This is a genomic window from Streptococcus sp. HMSC066F01 (genome assembly GCF_001837335.1).
Classification (GTDB): domain Bacteria; phylum Bacillota; class Bacilli; order Lactobacillales; family Streptococcaceae; genus Streptococcus; species Streptococcus oralis_S.
The window spans coordinates 15,152-31,584 of record NZ_KV832072.1 but is presented as its reverse complement, the minus strand read 5'-3'; the positions used below and the strand labels follow the sequence as shown (position 1 = coordinate 31,584).

Here is a 16,433-nt window from a genome sequence, read left to right as displayed (position 1 = left end):
GAAGAAAGACAATGACAGAAGTAAAAAGACATGTAGAAATCGCAGGTTATGGCATTTGCCTTCCAAAGCATACAGTTCAATTTAAAGACCAGACCCGTTATCGTGTAGTTGAAAATGAAGAAACGCAACTTGACTTGGCAGAGGGAGCTATCCAGCGTGCACTTGAACATGCAAATTTGAATATTAAAGATATCGATTGCCTTGTATCAGCTAGTGCAGTTGGTGTTCAGCCTATCCCTTGTACGGCTGCCTTGATTCATGAGCGCGTGGCAAAAGGACTCTCAATTCCAGCAATGGACATCAATACAACTTGTACCAGCTTTATTTCTGCTCTATCGACTATGTCCCACTTGATTGAGGCGGGCGAATACAATCGCGTCTTGATTGTGTCTAGTGAGGTTGGAAGTTTAGGGCTCAATCCCAAGCAAAAAGAAAGTTTTGAACTCTTTAGTGATGGGGCAGCAGCCTTTATTTTCCAAAAAAGTCATCAAGAAAAAGGGGTCATTGCTAGTCTCCAACGTACTTGGTCAGAAGGAGCCCACGATACGGAGATTCGTGGAGGTCTGACTTCTTTTCAACCAAAAGAGTACTCTGAAGCGACGAAGACCAACTATATGTTTGACATGAAGGGGAAGAAAATCCTCCTCTTGTCTGCTCGTAAAATCCCAGTCATGTTTGAAGAGTTTCAAGAAAAAACACAGCTAGCCTTGATAGACGTGGACTATATCATTCCTCACCAAGCAAGTCGTGCTCTTCCTTTGGTTATGGAAAAACTAGGTGTGGCTGAGGATCAGTATCTCAATCTCGTCACTGACTATGGAAATATGGTGTCAGTCTCTGTACCGTTTGGCCTGGCTTATTCTTTGGAGCATGGACTTATCAAGGAGGGAGATGTCGTCTACCTTATGGGGACTGCAGCTGGTATGACGGTCAATATGTTGGCTCTGAAATTGTAATAATCATCTAAACACGGAACGACTGGAACTTGAGCAAAGGTAAAAGGTTGCCATCTACCCCTGAACTGAGGTATACTAGTAGAAACAGTAGTTTATCTATCGGTGAGGGAGAATGTTAGAAAAGGAAAGGGATGTATGACAGCTAGAAAAATGCAGCTACTCATGTCCAAATATGGTTTCAGTATTACCATCATGTTGGCAGAGTTGTTTATCGTCTTTGGTTTATTTCTCTATCTTGGGCAAATGGCTCCAATTGTCTGGGTTATCCTAGTCATTTTAGTGAGTATAGCGACCATTGTATCGATTGTCAATCGGTCTATGAATCCTGAAAGTAAGGTAACATGGCTGTTAGTAGCCTTTGTGCCAGTGTTTGGGCCACTGCTCTATATCATGTTTGGAGAACGCCGTTTATCTAAAAAAGAAATGAAGCAGCTAAAGCAGCTCCAATCAATGGTTGATCGAGAGGACAATAGCAGAGCTCTCCGTTTGGAGTTAAAAGAGCAGGATAAGTCAGCTTACGGAGTTATCAAATCTCTCCTCAGCATGGATACGAATGCTGATGTCTATGATCGAACGGATACACAATTTTTTGCATCTGGGGAAAGTATGTGGCATCAGATGCTAGAGGATCTCAGGAAAGCGGAGAAATTTATCTTTCTTGAGTACTATATCATCGAAGAAGGCTTGATGTGGAACAGTATTTTAGAGATTTTGGAAGAAAAGGCTGCTCAAGGAGTAGAAGTTAAGCTCCTCTACGACGATATTGGATGTATGGCAACCTTGCCTGGGGATTATACCATCCAGCTTCGTAGCCGAGGGATTGAAGCCCATAAATTTAACAAGGTGATTCCACGTTTGACCGTTGCTTATAACAACCGTGATCACCGAAAAATCATGATTATCGATGGTCAAATTGCCTATACAGGTGGTATCAATCTGGCCGATGAGTATATCAACCATATCGAACGTTTTGGTTACTGGAAGGATAGCGGTATTCGGTTGGATGGTCCAGCAGTAAAGGCTTTTACCAGACTCTTTTTATCTGCCTGGTATATCAACCGTGGAGAGATTAGTGACTTTGATCAATACCATCTTGAAAATCAACCTAGAGACGGGATGGGGCTCTGTATTCCCTATAGTAGTGGACCAAAACCCATCTACAGAGCTCAAGTTGGAAAAACGGTCTATCAAAATCTTATCAATCAAGCTACAGACTATGTTTATATCACGACACCCTATCTGATTGCTGACTATGATTTAACAGAAAGTATCAAAAATGCAGCTCTGAGAGGGGTAGATGTGCGAATTGTGACGCCGTGTATCCCAGATAAGAAGGTTATTCAGTTAGTTACTCGAGGAGCCTATCCAGACTTGTTATCTGCAGGGGTTCGTATTTATGAGTACAGTCCGGGATTCCTTCATAGCAAGCAAATGCTTGTCGATGGAGAGGCAGCTACTGTGGGGACCATCAATTTTGACTATCGTAGCTTGCTCCACCACTATGAAAATGGTGTTTTGCTTTATAGAACACAATCTATTTTAGACATTGAGAGGGACTTCGAAGAGATTTTTAAAGTTTCTCAAGAAATCTATCCCCACACTATCAAAACCAGCTGGTATCAAAGCCTCATCAAGGAAATTGTCCAGTTGTTTGCACCTATGCTCTAACTATCGATCAAGATCTAGCCTAAGGCTGGATCTTATTTTTGTCTTCTTACGAATAGATAAGTAAAGGAGAAAACCATGCTTAATCTAGAAGATGATGATTTTATCAGAGAGTTTAGTAATAGTCGATTTCATCGTTTTCGTGAAATCGAACGCTTTGCGTTATTGGATAAGAAATTTAGCAAATATCAATCCCAAGCTGACATTCCTGTAAGATTTTGATATACTAAAACAGATAAACTTAGAGGAGAAATTGAATGAACGTATACGGGAAAATAGATGAGAAACAAGAAGAATCTCATTACCAAGACTGGTCAGTGCCAGAGAAACGAGAAGGAGCTCCTATTCCCTTTTTTAGTATCATGCTTTGGAGTTTAGTGGCCACAGCCATTTCGGTTGCCCTGCCTTTTATTTTTGGTTTAATCAGTCCGCAACAAAGTCAGGATCTTTATACCGGTTGGGCCTTACATCAAAATGGTCAAATGTATACAGATTACTATGGGACGGAGGGATTGCTCTATTATGTGCTAACCTACCTTTTTCAAGGCAGTGTTTTGATTGCTTTGGTTGAGTGGTTGGCCTTGTTTGGAGCAGGTGTTTTTCTTTTTAAGGCTGCGGATACTCTTGTCGGCCAAGAAAAGGAAGCGAAGCGAGTTGTCTTTATTCTATACTTGCTTGTAGCTGGTCTCGCTTTTGGTGGTGGTTATGCTCTCTTGCTAGCCCTGCCTTTCCTATTTTATGCATTGAGTATCGTTACAAATTATCTAGCTTTTCCAAAGGACGACAAAGGATTTGTACGAGTGGGGATGAGCCTTGCTCTCGCTTTCTTCCTTGCGCCAATCCCAACCGCCTTGTTTGCGGCTGTACTGGCCTTGGGGATTATCGGCTTTAATCTAGCTAAAGGTCACTTTGTTCATGGTCTATATCAGTTCTTTGCGTCAGCCCTAGGATTTTCACTCTTATTCTATCCTTTAGGCTACTATACAGTGTGGACAGGTAGTTTTGGGGATGCTATTAGCCAGACCTTGTATCCGGTAAATACTCTTAGCCTCTTTTCGAACTCGCATTTGCTTGAAAATGCAGCCTTCTATGGCTTGCTTGCTATTGGATTAGGTTCCCTTGGTTTGCTCTTTGCAGGCTTGTTCCAGTCAAAACCAGCTAAGCAATATGCCCTCTCAATTGCTACTAGCTTGGGATTGTTGGTTTCTTTGGGAATCTTGATTCTCTCTAAAGAACCTATCAATGGTACTCGTCTTGTGGTGCTAATTCCTTTCTTGGCCTTGCTCCTTCTGACAGGAATCAAGGAAGATGTTTCTGAGGGAGGGAGTCGTCGTAGAAGAAGACGTGAGAAACAAACTTCTTTCCTTAAAGGAAATTTCTATCTACCACTGATTGCTCTTGCCTACCTCATTGTTCTTCCTATCGTGAGTCGCTACCTTTCTCACCCAGCGACTTATCAGGAGAGAGACCGTCTTGCTAGCGTGATCAAACAACAAACGAGTTCTGAGGATCGTGTCTATGCTTGGGATGATCGTCCTGATTTCTACCGTGCAAGTGAACGCTTGGCGCCGACTTCTCTATCAACTCCAACACTCTATACTGCAAGCGATGAAAATAAAACCAAACTGATGAATGACCTGAAAGAGAATCAACCGAAGATGATTGTGGTCAATCAAAAGGTTGCCTTGTGGTCAGATGTAGAGAGCTGGCTCAGTGAAAACTATGAGCTTGTTCAGACAGATACTAGCGAGTTCAAACTTTATAAATCAAAATAACAAAAAATCAATATCTTGTGGAATTTTAAAAATTTTATGATTTTTAACACAAGATATTGATTTTTATTTTTAGAGTGGTATAATACTGAATATAAACAATTCAACAATATTTTAGAAAAGAGCATGGATATGATTGTATTAGAAGAAAAGCTTGCAACCGTTCCCACCTTGTTCGTTGAAAAACGAGATGGTAGACGAGTGGTGTTTGATGTAGACAAGATTGACAAGGCTCTCCACAAGGCGGCGGAAAAGGTTATGGACGTTACGCCTCTAGTAGAAAAACGCCTAAATGGTCTAGTTGAAAGAATCGTGACTGAAATTCACAGCCGCTTCCCTCAAGGTGTCAAGATTTATGAAATTCAAAATGTCGTAGAGCACGAACTCCTTGAAGCCAAAGAGTATGCACTAGCTGAGGAGTATATCACTTATCGGACACAAAGGGATTTTGAGCGCTCAAAAGCGACAGATATCAACTTTAGTATCCATAAACTTCTCAATAAAGATCAAGCAGTTGTCAATGAAAATGCCAATAAAGACAGCGATGTCTTCAACACCCAGCGTGATTTGACAGCAGGGATTGTTGGGAAGTCGATTGGGCTGCAAATGCTTCCTAAGCACGTAGCTAATGCTCACCAAAAAGGGGATATCCACTATCATGACTTGGACTACAGTCCCTACACTCCTATGACCAACTGCTGTTTGATTGATTTTAAAGGCATGCTAGAAAATGGTTTTAAGATTGGGAATGCAGAGGTAGAGAGTCCCAAGTCTATCCAGACTGCGACAGCTCAAATTTCTCAAATCATCGCTAACGTTGCTTCTAGCCAGTACGGGGGTTGCTCAGCTGACCGTATCGATGAAGTCTTGGCTCCGTATGCGGAGAAGAATTACCAAAAGCACCTCAAGGATGCGGAAGAGTGGGTCTTGCCCGAGAAACGGGAAGATTATGCTTGGAAGAAAACCCAAAAGGACATCTACGATGCCATGCAATCTCTTGAGTATGAAATCAATACCCTCTTCACTTCAAATGGACAAACACCTTTTACTTCACTAGGTTTTGGTCTAGGAACTAGTCGTTTTGAGCGGGAAATTCAAAAAGCTATCTTGACCATCCGAATCAAGGGGCTTGGTTCAGAACACCGCACAGCCATCTTTCCTAAACTCATCTTTACGCTGAAAAGAGGACTCAACTTAGAGGAAGGTTCACCTAACTACGACATCAAACAGTTGGCTCTTGAGTGTGCAACCAAGCGGATGTACCCAGATGTCTTGTCCTATGATAAGATTATCGAACTGACTGGTTCTTTCAAGGTTCCTATGGGTTGTCGCTCCTTCCTCCAAGGCTGGAAAGATGAAAATGGTGTTGAGGTCAATTCAGGTCGTATGAATCTAGGTGTTGTGACGGTTAATCTGCCTCGTATCGCCCTCGAGTCTGAAGGAGATCTGAATAAGTTTTGGGAAATCTTCAACGAGAGAATGAACATTGCGGAGGATGCTCTGGTTTATCGTGTCGAACGAACCAAGGAAGCAACACCAGCAAATGCCCCTATCCTTTATCAGTATGGAGCCTTCGGTCGCCGTCTCGGAAAAGAAGAAAGTGTTGACCAACTCTTTAAGAATCGCCGTGCGACAGTTTCGCTGGGCTACATCGGTTTGTACGAAGTGGCTACAGTCTTCTTTGGAAATAGCTGGGAAAGCAATCCTGAAGCCAAGGAATTCACATTGGAAATCATTCGCGATATGAAACGTCGTGTGGAAGAGTGGTCTGACCAATATGGTTACCATTTCTCTATCTACTCAACACCATCCGAAAGTCTGACAGACCGCTTCTGTCGCTTGGATACAGAGAAGTTCGGCTCTATTCCTGATATTACAGACAAGGAATACTACACCAACTCGTTCCACTATGATGTCCGTAAAAATCCAACACCGTTTGAAAAACTGGATTTTGAAAAAGTTTATCCAGAAGCAGGTGCGTCAGGTGGTTTCATCCACTATTGTGAGTATCCAGTTCTTCAACAAAATCCTAAGGCCCTGGAAGCTGTCTGGGACTATGCCTATGACCGTGTCGGCTATCTAGGAACCAATACTCCGATTGATCGTTGCTACAAGTGCGACTTTGAAGGGGATTTTGAACCAACTGAGAGAGGATTTGCTTGTCCCAACTGTGGCAATAGCGACCCTAAAACAGTAGATGTGGTCAAACGTACGTGTGGTTATCTGGGCAATCCTCAAGCACGCCCGATGGTTAACGGACGCCACAAGGAAATCGCTGCGCGTGTCAAACACATGAATGGCTCTACTATCAAAACAGCTGGACATGAAGTAACAAATTAGAAGGAAACGGAATGGGGAAATACCAATTAGACGATAAGGGACGCGCACAAGTGACCCGTTATCACGAGAAACACTCTAAAGGTGGGACAGGTAAAAAAGAACGCTTGCTCAACCTCAGAGAACAGTTTTTAAACAAGAACAAGAAAAAATAAAAGTGAGAGTCCGCTCTCGCTTTTCTCTTAGCGGGAGGTAAGGATGGAATTACGTAGACCAAGATTAGCAGATAAAGAAACAGTTTTAGAGATGATGGCAGAGTTTGAACAGACTCAATCAGCCCACGATGGCGGATTTTGGGATGCTGAGAATTTTGTTTATGAAGAGTGGCTAGAAGAAAATCTTCAAGCGGAAGCGGGACTCAATATTCCTGAAAACTGGGTTCCTGCTATCCAGCTGGTTAGTTTTGACGTAGCAGGCCAGGCTCTTGGCTTTCTCAACCTTCGTCTCCGATTAAATGACTACTTACTAGAAAATGGGGGCCATATTGGCTACTCCATTCGTCCATCTGAAAGAGGTAAGGGTTATGCCAAAGAATCCCTCCGACAAGGTCTACAAGTTGCCAAGGAGAAGAACATAAAAAAAGCACTTGTGACCTGTAGTACGGAAAATCCTGCTAGTAGGGCGGTGATTGTGGCAAATGGTGGGGTGTTTGAGGATGTTCGCAATGGTGTAGAACGTTACTGGATAGATTTGGAGTAAAAGGATGACATGGAATACACCAAAACCAGGTGAATGGAAAAGTGAGGAACTTAGTAAAGGGCGTATCATTGATTATAAGGCCTTTAACTTTGTCGATGGAGAAGGTGTGCGAAACTCTCTCTATGTATCAGGTTGCATGTTTCACTGCGAGGGGTGCTATAATGTTGCGACTTGGTCTTTCAATGCAGGGATTCCTTATACGGCAGAATTAGAAGAACAAATCATGGAAGACCTTGCCCAACCCTATGTTCAAGGATTGACCCTGCTGGGAGGAGAACCTTTTCTTAATACAGGTATCCTCTTACCTCTCGTTAAGCGCATTCGAAAGGAATTGCCAGACAAAGACATCTGGTCCTGGACGGGCTACACGTGGGAAGAAATGATGCTGGAGACTCCAGACAAATTGGAACTCTTGTCGCTGATTGACATCCTTGTCGATGGACGGTATGATAAAAGCAAGCGCAATCTCATGCTCCAGTTTCGAGGTTCGTCCAATCAACGGATTATTGATGTGCAAAAATCCCTCAAAAGAGGGCAAGTGGTGATTTGGGACAAGCTTAATGACGGAAAAGAAAGCTATGAACAGGTGAAGAGAGAATGAAGAAAAAAGACCTGATAGAACAACTGGTTTCAGAGATCGAAACGGGAAGAATTAGGACGCTGGGGATATACGGTCATGGGGCTTCAGGCAAGTCAACCTTCGCACAGGAATTATATCAAACCCTAGATTCTACTACAGTAAATTTGCTAGAAACAGATCCCTATATCACTTCAGAACGTCATCTGGTAGTACCAAAGCAAGCGCCAGATCAAAAGGTGACAGCTTGTCTCCCAGTGGCGCATGAACTGGCAAGTTTACAGAGAGATATTCTCGCCTTGCAGGCAGGTATGGATGTCTTGACAATCGATGAACCATGGAAGGCTAGTGAAATCTTGTCTGGAGCCAAGCCGCTTCTTATTGTTGAAGGGATGTCTGTGGGCTTTCTACCCAAGGAACTCTTTGACAAAACCATCTGTTTCTACACGGATGAAGAAACAGAGTTAAAGAGGCGCCTAGCTCGAGATACGACTATGAGAAATCGCGATGCTTCCTTTATACTAGCTAGCCATCAGATGAGACGAGAGCAGTATCTGCGTTACTATAGAGAAACCGAGTCTAAAGCGGACATTTTAGTAGATCAATCAGAAGATAAACTCAAGGTCAAAATGACACACATTATATAGAAGAAAAGGTAGTTTTTTATAGATATAAATCCGTAATTTTGGAAAGATAAAAAGAGAAAACAGTTTCATCCTAAAAAAACGAAAAAAACCTAACAAATCCCTTGCAATCGCAGGGGCTTTGTGTTATTCTATTATGGTGCTGTAAATTACAGCCTTAGCTTTGATGCAAGAGGTTGCGACACGCTCGGTTGCATTGCCACGCAACGCGCGTCGGTTTTCTTGTGGAGCTAGCCTATTATCTTAAATAGACGAAAAGGAGAAAAAGATGGCAAACAAAAAAATCCGTATCCGTTTGAAAGCTTACGAACACCGTACGCTTGATACAGCGGCTGCAAAAATCGTAGAATCAGCTACTCGTACAGGTGCACAAGTTGCGGGTCCAATCCCACTTCCAACTGAACGTAGCCTCTACACAATCATTCGTGCGACTCACAAATACAAAGACTCTCGCGAACAATTTGAAATGCGTACACACAAACGTTTGATCGATATCGTTAACCCAACTCAAAAAACAGTTGATGCGTTGATGAAATTGGATCTTCCAAGTGGTGTAAACGTAGAAATCAAACTTTAATCTAAAGCTTGATACCTTGAGCATAAAAAACGCTCGTTAAAAACTTTTTGAATAAAAAATATAGAAAAGGAACTATTTTCTCATGACAAAAGGAATCTTAGGGAAAAAAGTGGGAATGACTCAAATCTTCACTGAAGCTGGCGAATTGATCCCTGTAACAGTTATTGAAGCAACTCCAAACGTTGTTCTTCAAGTTAAAACTGTAGAAACAGACGGATACAACGCTATCCAAGTTGGTTTCGATGACAAACGCGAAGTATTGAGCAACAAACCTGCTAAAGGACATGTAGCGAAAGCTAACACGGCTCCTAAGCGCTTCATTCGTGAATTCAAAAACGTTGAAGGCTTGGAAGTTGGTGCTGAAATCACAGTTGAAACATTCGCAGCTGGAGACGTTGTTGACGTAACTGGTACTTCTAAAGGTAAAGGTTTCCAAGGTGTTATCAAACGCCACGGACAATCACGTGGACCAATGGCTCACGGTTCTCGTTACCACCGTCGTCCAGGTTCTATGGGCCCTGTTGCACCTAACCGCGTATTCAAAGGTAAAAACCTTGCAGGACGTATGGGTGGCGACCGCGTAACAATTCAAAACCTAGAAGTTGTACAAGTTGTTCCAGAAAAGAACGTTATCCTTATCAAAGGTAACGTACCAGGTGCTAAGAAATCTCTTATCACTATCAAATCAGCAGTTAAAGCTGGTAAATAATAAAGAAAGGGGAAATCAGTCACAATGGCAAACGTAACATTATTTGACCAAACTGGTAAAGAAGCTGGCCAAGTTGTTCTTAACGATGCAGTATTTGGTATCGAACCAAATGAATCAGTTGTGTTTGATGTGATCATCAGCCAACGCGCAAGCCTTCGTCAAGGAACACACGCTGTTAAAAACCGCTCTGCAGTATCAGGTGGTGGACGCAAACCATGGCGTCAAAAAGGAACTGGACGTGCTCGTCAAGGTTCTATCCGCTCACCACAATGGCGTGGTGGTGGCGTTGTCTTCGGACCAACTCCACGTTCATACGGCTACAAACTTCCACAAAAAGTTCGTCGCCTAGCTCTTAAATCAGTTTACTCTGAAAAAGTTGCTGAAAACAAATTTGTAGCCGTTGATTCTCTTGAATTTACAGCTCCAAAAACTGCTGAATTTGCAAAAGTTCTTGCAGCATTGAGCATCGATTCTAAAGTTCTTGTTATCCTTGAAGAAGGAAATGAATTCGCAGCTCTTTCAGCTCGTAACCTTCCAAATGTGAAAGTTGCAACTGCTACAACTGCAAGTGTTCTTGACATCGCAAATAGCGACAAACTTCTTGTCACACAAGCAGCTATCTCTAAAATCGAGGAGGTTCTTGCATAATGAATTTGTATGATGTTATCAAAAAACCTGTCATCACTGAAAGCTCAATGGCTCAACTTGAAGCAGGAAAATATGTATTTGAAGTTGACACTCGTGCACACAAACTTTTGATCAAGCAAGCTGTTGAAGCTGCTTTCGAAGGTGTTAAAGTTGCCAACGTTAACACAATCAACGTAAAACCAAAAGCGAAACGTGTTGGACGTTACACTGGTTTTACTAACAAAACTAAAAAAGCTATCATCACACTTACAGCTGACTCAAAAGCAATCGAGTTGTTCGCTGCTGAAGCTGAATAATCTAAGGAGGAAATATCGTGGGAATTCGTGTTTATAAACCAACAACAAACGGTCGCCGTAATATGACTTCTTTGGATTTCGCTGAAATCACAACAAGCACTCCTGAAAAATCATTGCTTGTTGCTTTGAAGAGCAAGGCTGGTCGTAACAACAACGGTCGTATCACTGTTCGTCACCAAGGTGGTGGACACAAACGTTTCTACCGTTTGGTTGACTTCAAGCGTAACAAAGACAACGTTGAAGCAGTTGTTAAAACTATCGAGTACGATCCAAACCGTTCTGCAAACATCGCTCTTGTACACTACACTGACGGTGTGAAAGCATACATCATCGCTCCAAAAGGTCTTGAAGTTGGTCAACGCATCGTTTCAGGTCCAGAAGCAGATATCAAAGTCGGAAACGCTCTTCCGCTTGCTAACATCCCAGTTGGTACTTTGATTCACAACATCGAATTGAAACCAGGTCGTGGTGGTGAATTGGTGCGTGCTGCTGGAGCTTCTGCTCAAGTATTGGGTCAAGAAGGTAAATATGTTCTTGTTCGTCTTCAATCTGGCGAAGTACGTATGATTCTTGGAACTTGTCGTGCAACAGTTGGTGTTGTCGGAAACGAACAACATGGACTTGTAAACCTTGGTAAAGCAGGACGTAGCCGTTGGAAAGGTATCCGCCCAACAGTTCGTGGTTCTGTAATGAACCCTAACGATCACCCACACGGTGGTGGTGAAGGTAAAGCACCAGTTGGTCGTAAAGCGCCATCTACTCCATGGGGCAAACCTGCTCTTGGTCTTAAAACTCGTAACAAGAAAGCGAAATCTGACAAACTTATCGTTCGTCGTCGCAACGAGAAATAATAGTAAACTAGTCGCTTAAGCAACTAGGAAATCCGCCAGCTCGGTAGCGCTCCATGTGAGCGCAAGCCGTTGTGGTACAACATTTAAAGGAGAAAATATAAAAATGGGACGCAGTCTTAAAAAAGGACCTTTCGTCGATGAGCATTTGATGAAAAAAGTTGAAGCTCAAGCTAACGACGAAAAGAAAAAAGTTATCAAAACTTGGTCACGTCGTTCAACGATCTTCCCAAGTTTCATTGGTTACACTATTGCAGTTTATGACGGACGTAAACACGTACCTGTTTACATCCAAGAGGACATGGTAGGTCACAAACTTGGTGAATTTGCACCAACTCGCACTTACAAAGGTCACGCTGCAGACGACAAGAAAACACGTAGAAAATAAGGAGAACATAAATGGCAGAAATTACTTCAGCTAAAGCAATGGCTCGTACAGTACGTGTTTCACCTCGTAAATCACGTCTTGTTCTTGACAACATCCGTGGTAAAAGCGTAGCCGATGCTATTGCAATCTTGACATTCACACCAAACAAAGCTGCTGAAATCATCTTGAAAGTCTTGAATTCAGCTGTAGCTAACGCTGAAAACAACTTTGGTTTGGACAAAGCTAACTTGGTAGTATCTGAAGCATTCGCAAACGAAGGACCAACTATGAAACGTTTCCGTCCACGTGCGAAAGGTTCAGCTTCACCAATCAACAAACGTACAGCTCACATCACTGTGGCTGTTGCAGAAAAATAAGGAGGTAACATCGTGGGTCAAAAAGTACATCCAATTGGTATGCGTGTCGGCATCATCCGTGATTGGGATGCCAAATGGTATGCTGAAAAAGAATACGCGGATTACCTTCATGAAGATCTTGCAATCCGTAAATTCGTTCAAAAAGAACTTGCTGACGCAGCAGTTTCAACTATCGAAATTGAACGCGCAGTAAACAAAGTTAACGTTTCACTTCACACTGCTAAACCAGGTATGGTTATTGGTAAAGGTGGTGCTAACGTTGATGCACTCCGTGCAAAACTTAACAAATTGACTGGAAAACAAGTACACATCAACATCATCGAAATCAAACAACCTGATTTGGATGCTCACCTTGTAGGTGAAGGAATTGCTCGTCAATTGGAGCAACGTGTCGCTTTCCGTCGTGCACAAAAACAAGCAATCCAACGTGCAATGCGTGCTGGAGCTAAAGGAATTAAAACTCAAGTATCAGGTCGTTTGAACGGTGCAGATATCGCCCGTGCTGAAGGATACTCTGAAGGAACTGTTCCACTTCACACACTTCGTGCAGATATCGATTACGCTTGGGAAGAAGCAGATACTACATACGGTAAACTTGGTGTTAAAGTATGGATCTACCGTGGTGAAGTTCTTCCAGCTCGTAAAAACACTAAAGGAGGTAAATAACCAATGTTAGTACCTAAACGTGTTAAACACCGTCGTGAATTCCGTGGAAAAATGCGCGGTGAAGCAAAAGGTGGAAAAGAAGTAGCATTCGGTGAATACGGTCTTCAAGCTACAACTAGCCACTGGATCACTAACCGCCAAATCGAAGCTGCTCGTATCGCAATGACTCGTTACATGAAACGTGGTGGTAAAGTTTGGATTAAAATCTTCCCACACAAATCATACACTGCTAAAGCTATCGGTGTGCGTATGGGATCTGGTAAAGGGGCACCTGAAGGTTGGGTAGCGCCAGTTAAACGTGGTAAAGTGATGTTCGAAATCGCTGGTGTATCTGAAGAGATTGCTCGTGAAGCGCTTCGTCTTGCAAGCCACAAATTGCCAGTTAAATGTAAATTCGTAAAACGTGAAGCAGAATAAGGAGAAGGCATGAAACTTAATGAAGTAAAAGAATTTGTTAAAGAACTTCGTGGTCTTTCTCAAGAAGAACTCGCGAAGCGCGAAAACGAATTGAAAAAAGAATTGTTTGAACTTCGTTTCCAAGCTGCTACTGGTCAATTGGAACAAACAGCTCGCTTGAAAGAAGTTAAAAAACAAATCGCTCGTATCAAAACAGTTCAATCTGAAGCGAAATAATAGACTAGGGAAGGAGAAATTTCAATGGAACGCAATAATCGTAAAGTTCTTGTTGGACGTGTTGTATCTGACAAAATGGACAAGACAATCACAGTTGTAGTTGAAACAAAACGTAACCACCCAGTCTATGGTAAACGTATTAACTACTCTAAAAAATACAAAGCACATGATGAAAACAATGTTGCCAAAGAAGGCGATATCGTACGTATCATGGAAACTCGTCCGCTTTCAGCTACAAAACGTTTCCGTCTTGTAGAAGTTGTTGAAGAAGCGGTCATCATCTAATCAAACCTGAAAGGAGAAAACTGAAATGATTCAAACAGAAACTCGTTTGAAAGTCGCAGACAACAGCGGTGCGCGCGAAATCTTGACTATCAAAGTTCTTGGTGGTTCAGGACGTAAATTTGCAAACATCGGTGATGTTATCGTGGCATCTGTAAAACAAGCTACTCCTGGTGGTGCGGTTAAAAAAGGTGACGTTGTAAAAGCTGTTATCGTTCGTACTAAATCAGGTGCTCGTCGTGCTGATGGTTCATACATCAAATTTGACGAAAACGCAGCAGTTATCATCCGTGAAGACAAAACTCCTCGCGGAACACGTATCTTTGGCCCAGTTGCACGTGAATTGCGTGAAGGTGGCTTCATGAAGATCGTGTCACTTGCTCCAGAAGTACTTTAATTTTTAGAAACAAACTAGTCCCCTAGCTTAATGCTAGGGTGCCCTTATGGGCGTAAGAAAAATCAAGGAGAAACCTAATGTTTGTAAAAAAAGGCGACAAAGTTCGCGTAATCGCTGGTAAAGATAAGGGAACAGAAGCTGTTGTCCTTACTGCCCTTCCAAAAGTAAACAAAGTTATCGTTGAAGGTGTCAACATCGTTAAGAAACACCAACGTCCAACTAACGAGCTTCCTCAAGGTGGTATCATCGAGAAAGAAGCAGCTATCCACGTATCAAACGTTCAAGTATTGGACAAAAATGGTGTAGCTGGTCGTGTTGGTTACAAATTTGTAGACGGTAAAAAAGTTCGCTACAACAAAAAATCAGGCGAAGTGCTTGATTAATCACGAAGGAAAGGAGAAGTATAATGGCAAATCGTTTAAAAGAAAAATATCTTAATGAAGTAGTTCCTGCTTTGACAGAACAATTCAACTACTCATCAGTGATGGCTGTGCCTAAAGTAGATAAGATCGTTTTGAACATGGGTGTTGGTGAAGCTGTATCAAACGCTAAAAGTCTTGAAAAAGCTGCTGAAGAATTGGCACTTATCTCAGGTCAAAAACCACTTATCACTAAAGCTAAAAAATCAATCGCCGGCTTCCGTCTTCGTGAAGGTGTAGCGATCGGTGCAAAAGTTACCCTTCGTGGTGAACGTATGTACGAATTCTTGGACAAATTGGTTTCAGTTTCACTTCCACGTGTGCGTGACTTCCATGGTGTTCCAACAAAATCATTTGATGGCCGCGGAAACTACACACTTGGTGTGAAAGAACAATTGATCTTCCCAGAAATCAACTTTGATGACGTTGACAAAACTCGTGGTCTTGACATCGTTATAGTAACAACTGCTAACACTGACGAAGAGTCACGTGCATTGCTTACAGGCCTTGGAATGCCTTTTGCAAAATAATATAGGAGGTAAATCTAATGGCTAAAAAATCAATGATTGCTAAGAACAAACGTCCAGCGAAGTTCTCTACTCAAGCTTATACTCGTTGTGAAAAATGTGGTCGTCCACATTCAGTTTACCGCAAATTTAAACTTTGCCGTGTTTGCTTCCGTGAATTAGCTTACAAAGGACAAATTCCTGGTGTAACAAAAGCATCTTGGTAATTTAAGATATCAAGGGCGTCAAAACTCAAAGTGAAAATAGGAAACTTGACGAAGAAACTGAAGTTTCTAGGAAAGTTTATCTTTTTCACGCAGAGTTTAGCCCGGGTTCAGTTGGGCTTGCCAATTTGAACACGAGCTACAGCTTTGGCAAAAAAGACCAATTTTCTTTGGAGCATCGCTCCAGCATCAAATTGTCTATTTTTGCTCTTGCTGTTACGCTCTTTGTATCATGTATTAACTAGCAAGTGCAACTTGCAAACTACTAGTAAGAGGAGAAAAACAAAATGGTTATGACTGACCCAATCGCAGACTTCCTAACTCGTATTCGTAACGCTAACCAAGCGAAACACGAAGTACTTGAAGTACCTGCATCAAACATCAAAAAAGGGATTGCTGAAATCCTTAAACGCGAAGGTTTTGTTAAGAACGTAGAAATCATCGAAGATGACAAACAAGGCATCATCCGTGTATTCCTTAAATACGGACCAAACGGTGAAAAAGTTATCACTAACTTGAAACGTGTTTCTAAACCAGGACTTCGTGTCTACAAAAAACGTGAAGATCTTCCAAAAGTTCTTAACGGACTTGGAATTGCTATCCTTTCAACTTCTGAAGGTTTGCTTACTGATAAAGAAGCTCGCCAAAAGAATGTTGGTGGTGAGGTTATCGCTTACGTTTGGTAATATTTAGCTCCCAATTTCTTTGTGAGTCTTCGTTATCGTCTCTTGCCTAACCCAAAATTATGCCTTCGAGACGATGCCTAGATTCACTTTGAAATTGAAACCTAAATGTTCCTTTAAATCGAGAAATCGATTTAACCCCGTGAAAACT

Annotated in this window: 25 protein-coding genes; all 25 read left to right on the top strand. The window is 42.1% G+C overall.

Annotated features, from left to right (window positions below; translation table 11 throughout):
• Window positions 1-11 precede the first annotated feature (11 nt).
• The 25 genes from HMPREF2655_RS00465 to rpsH all read left to right on the top strand — a co-directional run bounded on the left by HMPREF2655_RS00465 (window position 12) and on the right by rpsH (window position 16,285).
• A complete protein-coding gene (locus HMPREF2655_RS00465) occupies window positions 12-956 on the top strand; it encodes a 3-oxoacyl-[acyl-carrier-protein] synthase III C-terminal domain-containing protein (RefSeq protein WP_000141193.1) in 945 nt (314 codons plus the stop codon).
• 135 nt (window positions 957-1,091) lie between these two features.
• Window positions 1,092-2,624: a cardiolipin synthase gene (cls, locus tag HMPREF2655_RS00460; RefSeq protein ID WP_063641743.1), complete on the top strand. Its 1,533-nt coding sequence runs from the start codon at window positions 1,092-1,094 to the stop codon at window positions 2,622-2,624.
• A gap of 75 nt (window positions 2,625-2,699) precedes the next feature.
• The gene (locus HMPREF2655_RS10315) at window positions 2,700-2,843 is read left to right on the top strand and encodes a hypothetical protein (RefSeq protein WP_180364306.1); all 144 of its coding nucleotides are present in this window, start codon (window positions 2,700-2,702) and stop codon (window positions 2,841-2,843) included.
• A gap of 35 nt (window positions 2,844-2,878) precedes the next feature.
• A complete protein-coding gene (locus HMPREF2655_RS00455) occupies window positions 2,879-4,396 on the top strand; it encodes a damage-inducible protein CinA (protein WP_070837122.1) in 1,518 nt (505 codons plus the stop codon).
• Window positions 4,397-4,525: 129 nt separating this feature from the next.
• Entirely contained in the window at window positions 4,526-6,733 is a 2,208-nt protein-coding gene (nrdD, locus tag HMPREF2655_RS00450; protein WP_070837120.1) for an anaerobic ribonucleoside-triphosphate reductase, read from the top strand.
• An 11-nt stretch (window positions 6,734-6,744) separates the two neighbouring features.
• Window positions 6,745-6,885: a hypothetical protein gene (locus tag HMPREF2655_RS00445; protein WP_000521625.1), complete on the top strand. Its 141-nt coding sequence runs from the start codon at window positions 6,745-6,747 to the stop codon at window positions 6,883-6,885.
• Window positions 6,886-6,928: 43 nt separating this feature from the next.
• On the top strand, window positions 6,929-7,429 hold the full coding sequence (locus tag HMPREF2655_RS00440) for a GNAT family N-acetyltransferase (protein ID WP_070837118.1): 501 nt from the start codon (window positions 6,929-6,931) through the stop codon (window positions 7,427-7,429).
• A gap of 4 nt (window positions 7,430-7,433) precedes the next feature.
• Entirely contained in the window at window positions 7,434-8,030 is a 597-nt protein-coding gene (gene nrdG / locus HMPREF2655_RS00435) for an anaerobic ribonucleoside-triphosphate reductase activating protein (RefSeq protein WP_033585846.1), read from the top strand.
• Window positions 8,027-8,653 carry a uridine kinase family protein gene (locus tag HMPREF2655_RS00430; RefSeq protein ID WP_070837116.1) on the top strand — a complete coding sequence of 209 codons (627 nt, stop codon included), beginning with the start codon at window positions 8,027-8,029 and terminating at the stop codon, window positions 8,651-8,653. The genes nrdG and HMPREF2655_RS00430 overlap by 4 nt, the downstream gene beginning before the upstream one ends.
• Before the next feature lie 265 nt (window positions 8,654-8,918).
• Complete coding sequence (rpsJ, locus tag HMPREF2655_RS00425) at window positions 8,919-9,227, top strand: 30S ribosomal protein S10 (protein ID WP_001284513.1); 309 nt, start codon at window positions 8,919-8,921, stop codon at window positions 9,225-9,227.
• Between the two features lie 82 nt (window positions 9,228-9,309).
• Window positions 9,310-9,936 (top strand): 50S ribosomal protein L3, encoded by a 627-nt coding sequence (gene rplC, locus HMPREF2655_RS00420; protein WP_000160197.1) that lies wholly within the window; start codon window positions 9,310-9,312, stop codon window positions 9,934-9,936.
• A 24-nt stretch (window positions 9,937-9,960) separates the two neighbouring features.
• Complete coding sequence (gene rplD / locus HMPREF2655_RS00415) at window positions 9,961-10,584, top strand: 50S ribosomal protein L4 (RefSeq protein ID WP_000024539.1); 624 nt, start codon at window positions 9,961-9,963, stop codon at window positions 10,582-10,584.
• Window positions 10,584-10,880 (top strand): 50S ribosomal protein L23, encoded by a 297-nt coding sequence (locus HMPREF2655_RS00410; RefSeq protein ID WP_001055347.1) that lies wholly within the window; start codon window positions 10,584-10,586, stop codon window positions 10,878-10,880. The genes rplD and HMPREF2655_RS00410 overlap by 1 nt, the downstream gene beginning before the upstream one ends.
• A gap of 17 nt (window positions 10,881-10,897) precedes the next feature.
• A complete protein-coding gene (gene rplB, locus HMPREF2655_RS00405; RefSeq protein WP_000512910.1) occupies window positions 10,898-11,731 on the top strand; it encodes a 50S ribosomal protein L2 in 834 nt (277 codons plus the stop codon).
• A 103-nt stretch (window positions 11,732-11,834) separates the two neighbouring features.
• Window positions 11,835-12,116: a 30S ribosomal protein S19 gene (gene rpsS / locus HMPREF2655_RS00400; RefSeq protein WP_000533766.1), complete on the top strand. Its 282-nt coding sequence runs from the start codon at window positions 11,835-11,837 to the stop codon at window positions 12,114-12,116.
• Window positions 12,117-12,127: 11 nt separating this feature from the next.
• Window positions 12,128-12,472 carry a 50S ribosomal protein L22 gene (gene rplV, locus HMPREF2655_RS00395; protein WP_000818137.1) on the top strand — a complete coding sequence of 115 codons (345 nt, stop codon included), beginning with the start codon at window positions 12,128-12,130 and terminating at the stop codon, window positions 12,470-12,472.
• Window positions 12,473-12,484: 12 nt separating this feature from the next.
• Window positions 12,485-13,138, top strand: coding sequence for a 30S ribosomal protein S3 (gene rpsC / locus HMPREF2655_RS00390; protein WP_000529936.1), 654 nt, complete (start codon window positions 12,485-12,487; stop codon window positions 13,136-13,138).
• 3 nt (window positions 13,139-13,141) lie between these two features.
• Window positions 13,142-13,555 (top strand): 50S ribosomal protein L16, encoded by a 414-nt coding sequence (gene rplP, locus HMPREF2655_RS00385; RefSeq protein ID WP_000960946.1) that lies wholly within the window; start codon window positions 13,142-13,144, stop codon window positions 13,553-13,555.
• Between the two features lie 9 nt (window positions 13,556-13,564).
• The gene (rpmC, locus tag HMPREF2655_RS00380; protein WP_000772918.1) at window positions 13,565-13,771 is read left to right on the top strand and encodes a 50S ribosomal protein L29; all 207 of its coding nucleotides are present in this window, start codon (window positions 13,565-13,567) and stop codon (window positions 13,769-13,771) included.
• A 24-nt stretch (window positions 13,772-13,795) separates the two neighbouring features.
• Window positions 13,796-14,056, top strand: coding sequence for a 30S ribosomal protein S17 (gene rpsQ, locus HMPREF2655_RS00375; RefSeq protein WP_000440801.1), 261 nt, complete (start codon window positions 13,796-13,798; stop codon window positions 14,054-14,056).
• A 25-nt stretch (window positions 14,057-14,081) separates the two neighbouring features.
• On the top strand, window positions 14,082-14,450 hold the full coding sequence (rplN, locus tag HMPREF2655_RS00370; RefSeq protein WP_000616545.1) for a 50S ribosomal protein L14: 369 nt from the start codon (window positions 14,082-14,084) through the stop codon (window positions 14,448-14,450).
• Between the two features lie 77 nt (window positions 14,451-14,527).
• Complete coding sequence (gene rplX / locus HMPREF2655_RS00365; protein WP_000497691.1) at window positions 14,528-14,833, top strand: 50S ribosomal protein L24; 306 nt, start codon at window positions 14,528-14,530, stop codon at window positions 14,831-14,833.
• Between the two features lie 23 nt (window positions 14,834-14,856).
• Window positions 14,857-15,399, top strand: coding sequence for a 50S ribosomal protein L5 (gene rplE, locus HMPREF2655_RS00360; protein WP_000013542.1), 543 nt, complete (start codon window positions 14,857-14,859; stop codon window positions 15,397-15,399).
• 17 nt (window positions 15,400-15,416) lie between these two features.
• Window positions 15,417-15,602, top strand: a complete 186-nt coding sequence (locus tag HMPREF2655_RS00355) for a type Z 30S ribosomal protein S14 (RefSeq protein WP_001085697.1) — start codon at window positions 15,417-15,419, stop codon at window positions 15,600-15,602.
• Window positions 15,603-15,886: 284 nt separating this feature from the next.
• Entirely contained in the window at window positions 15,887-16,285 is a 399-nt protein-coding gene (rpsH, locus tag HMPREF2655_RS00350; RefSeq protein ID WP_000245504.1) for a 30S ribosomal protein S8, read from the top strand.
• The last annotated feature ends 148 nt before the right edge of the window (window positions 16,286-16,433 follow it).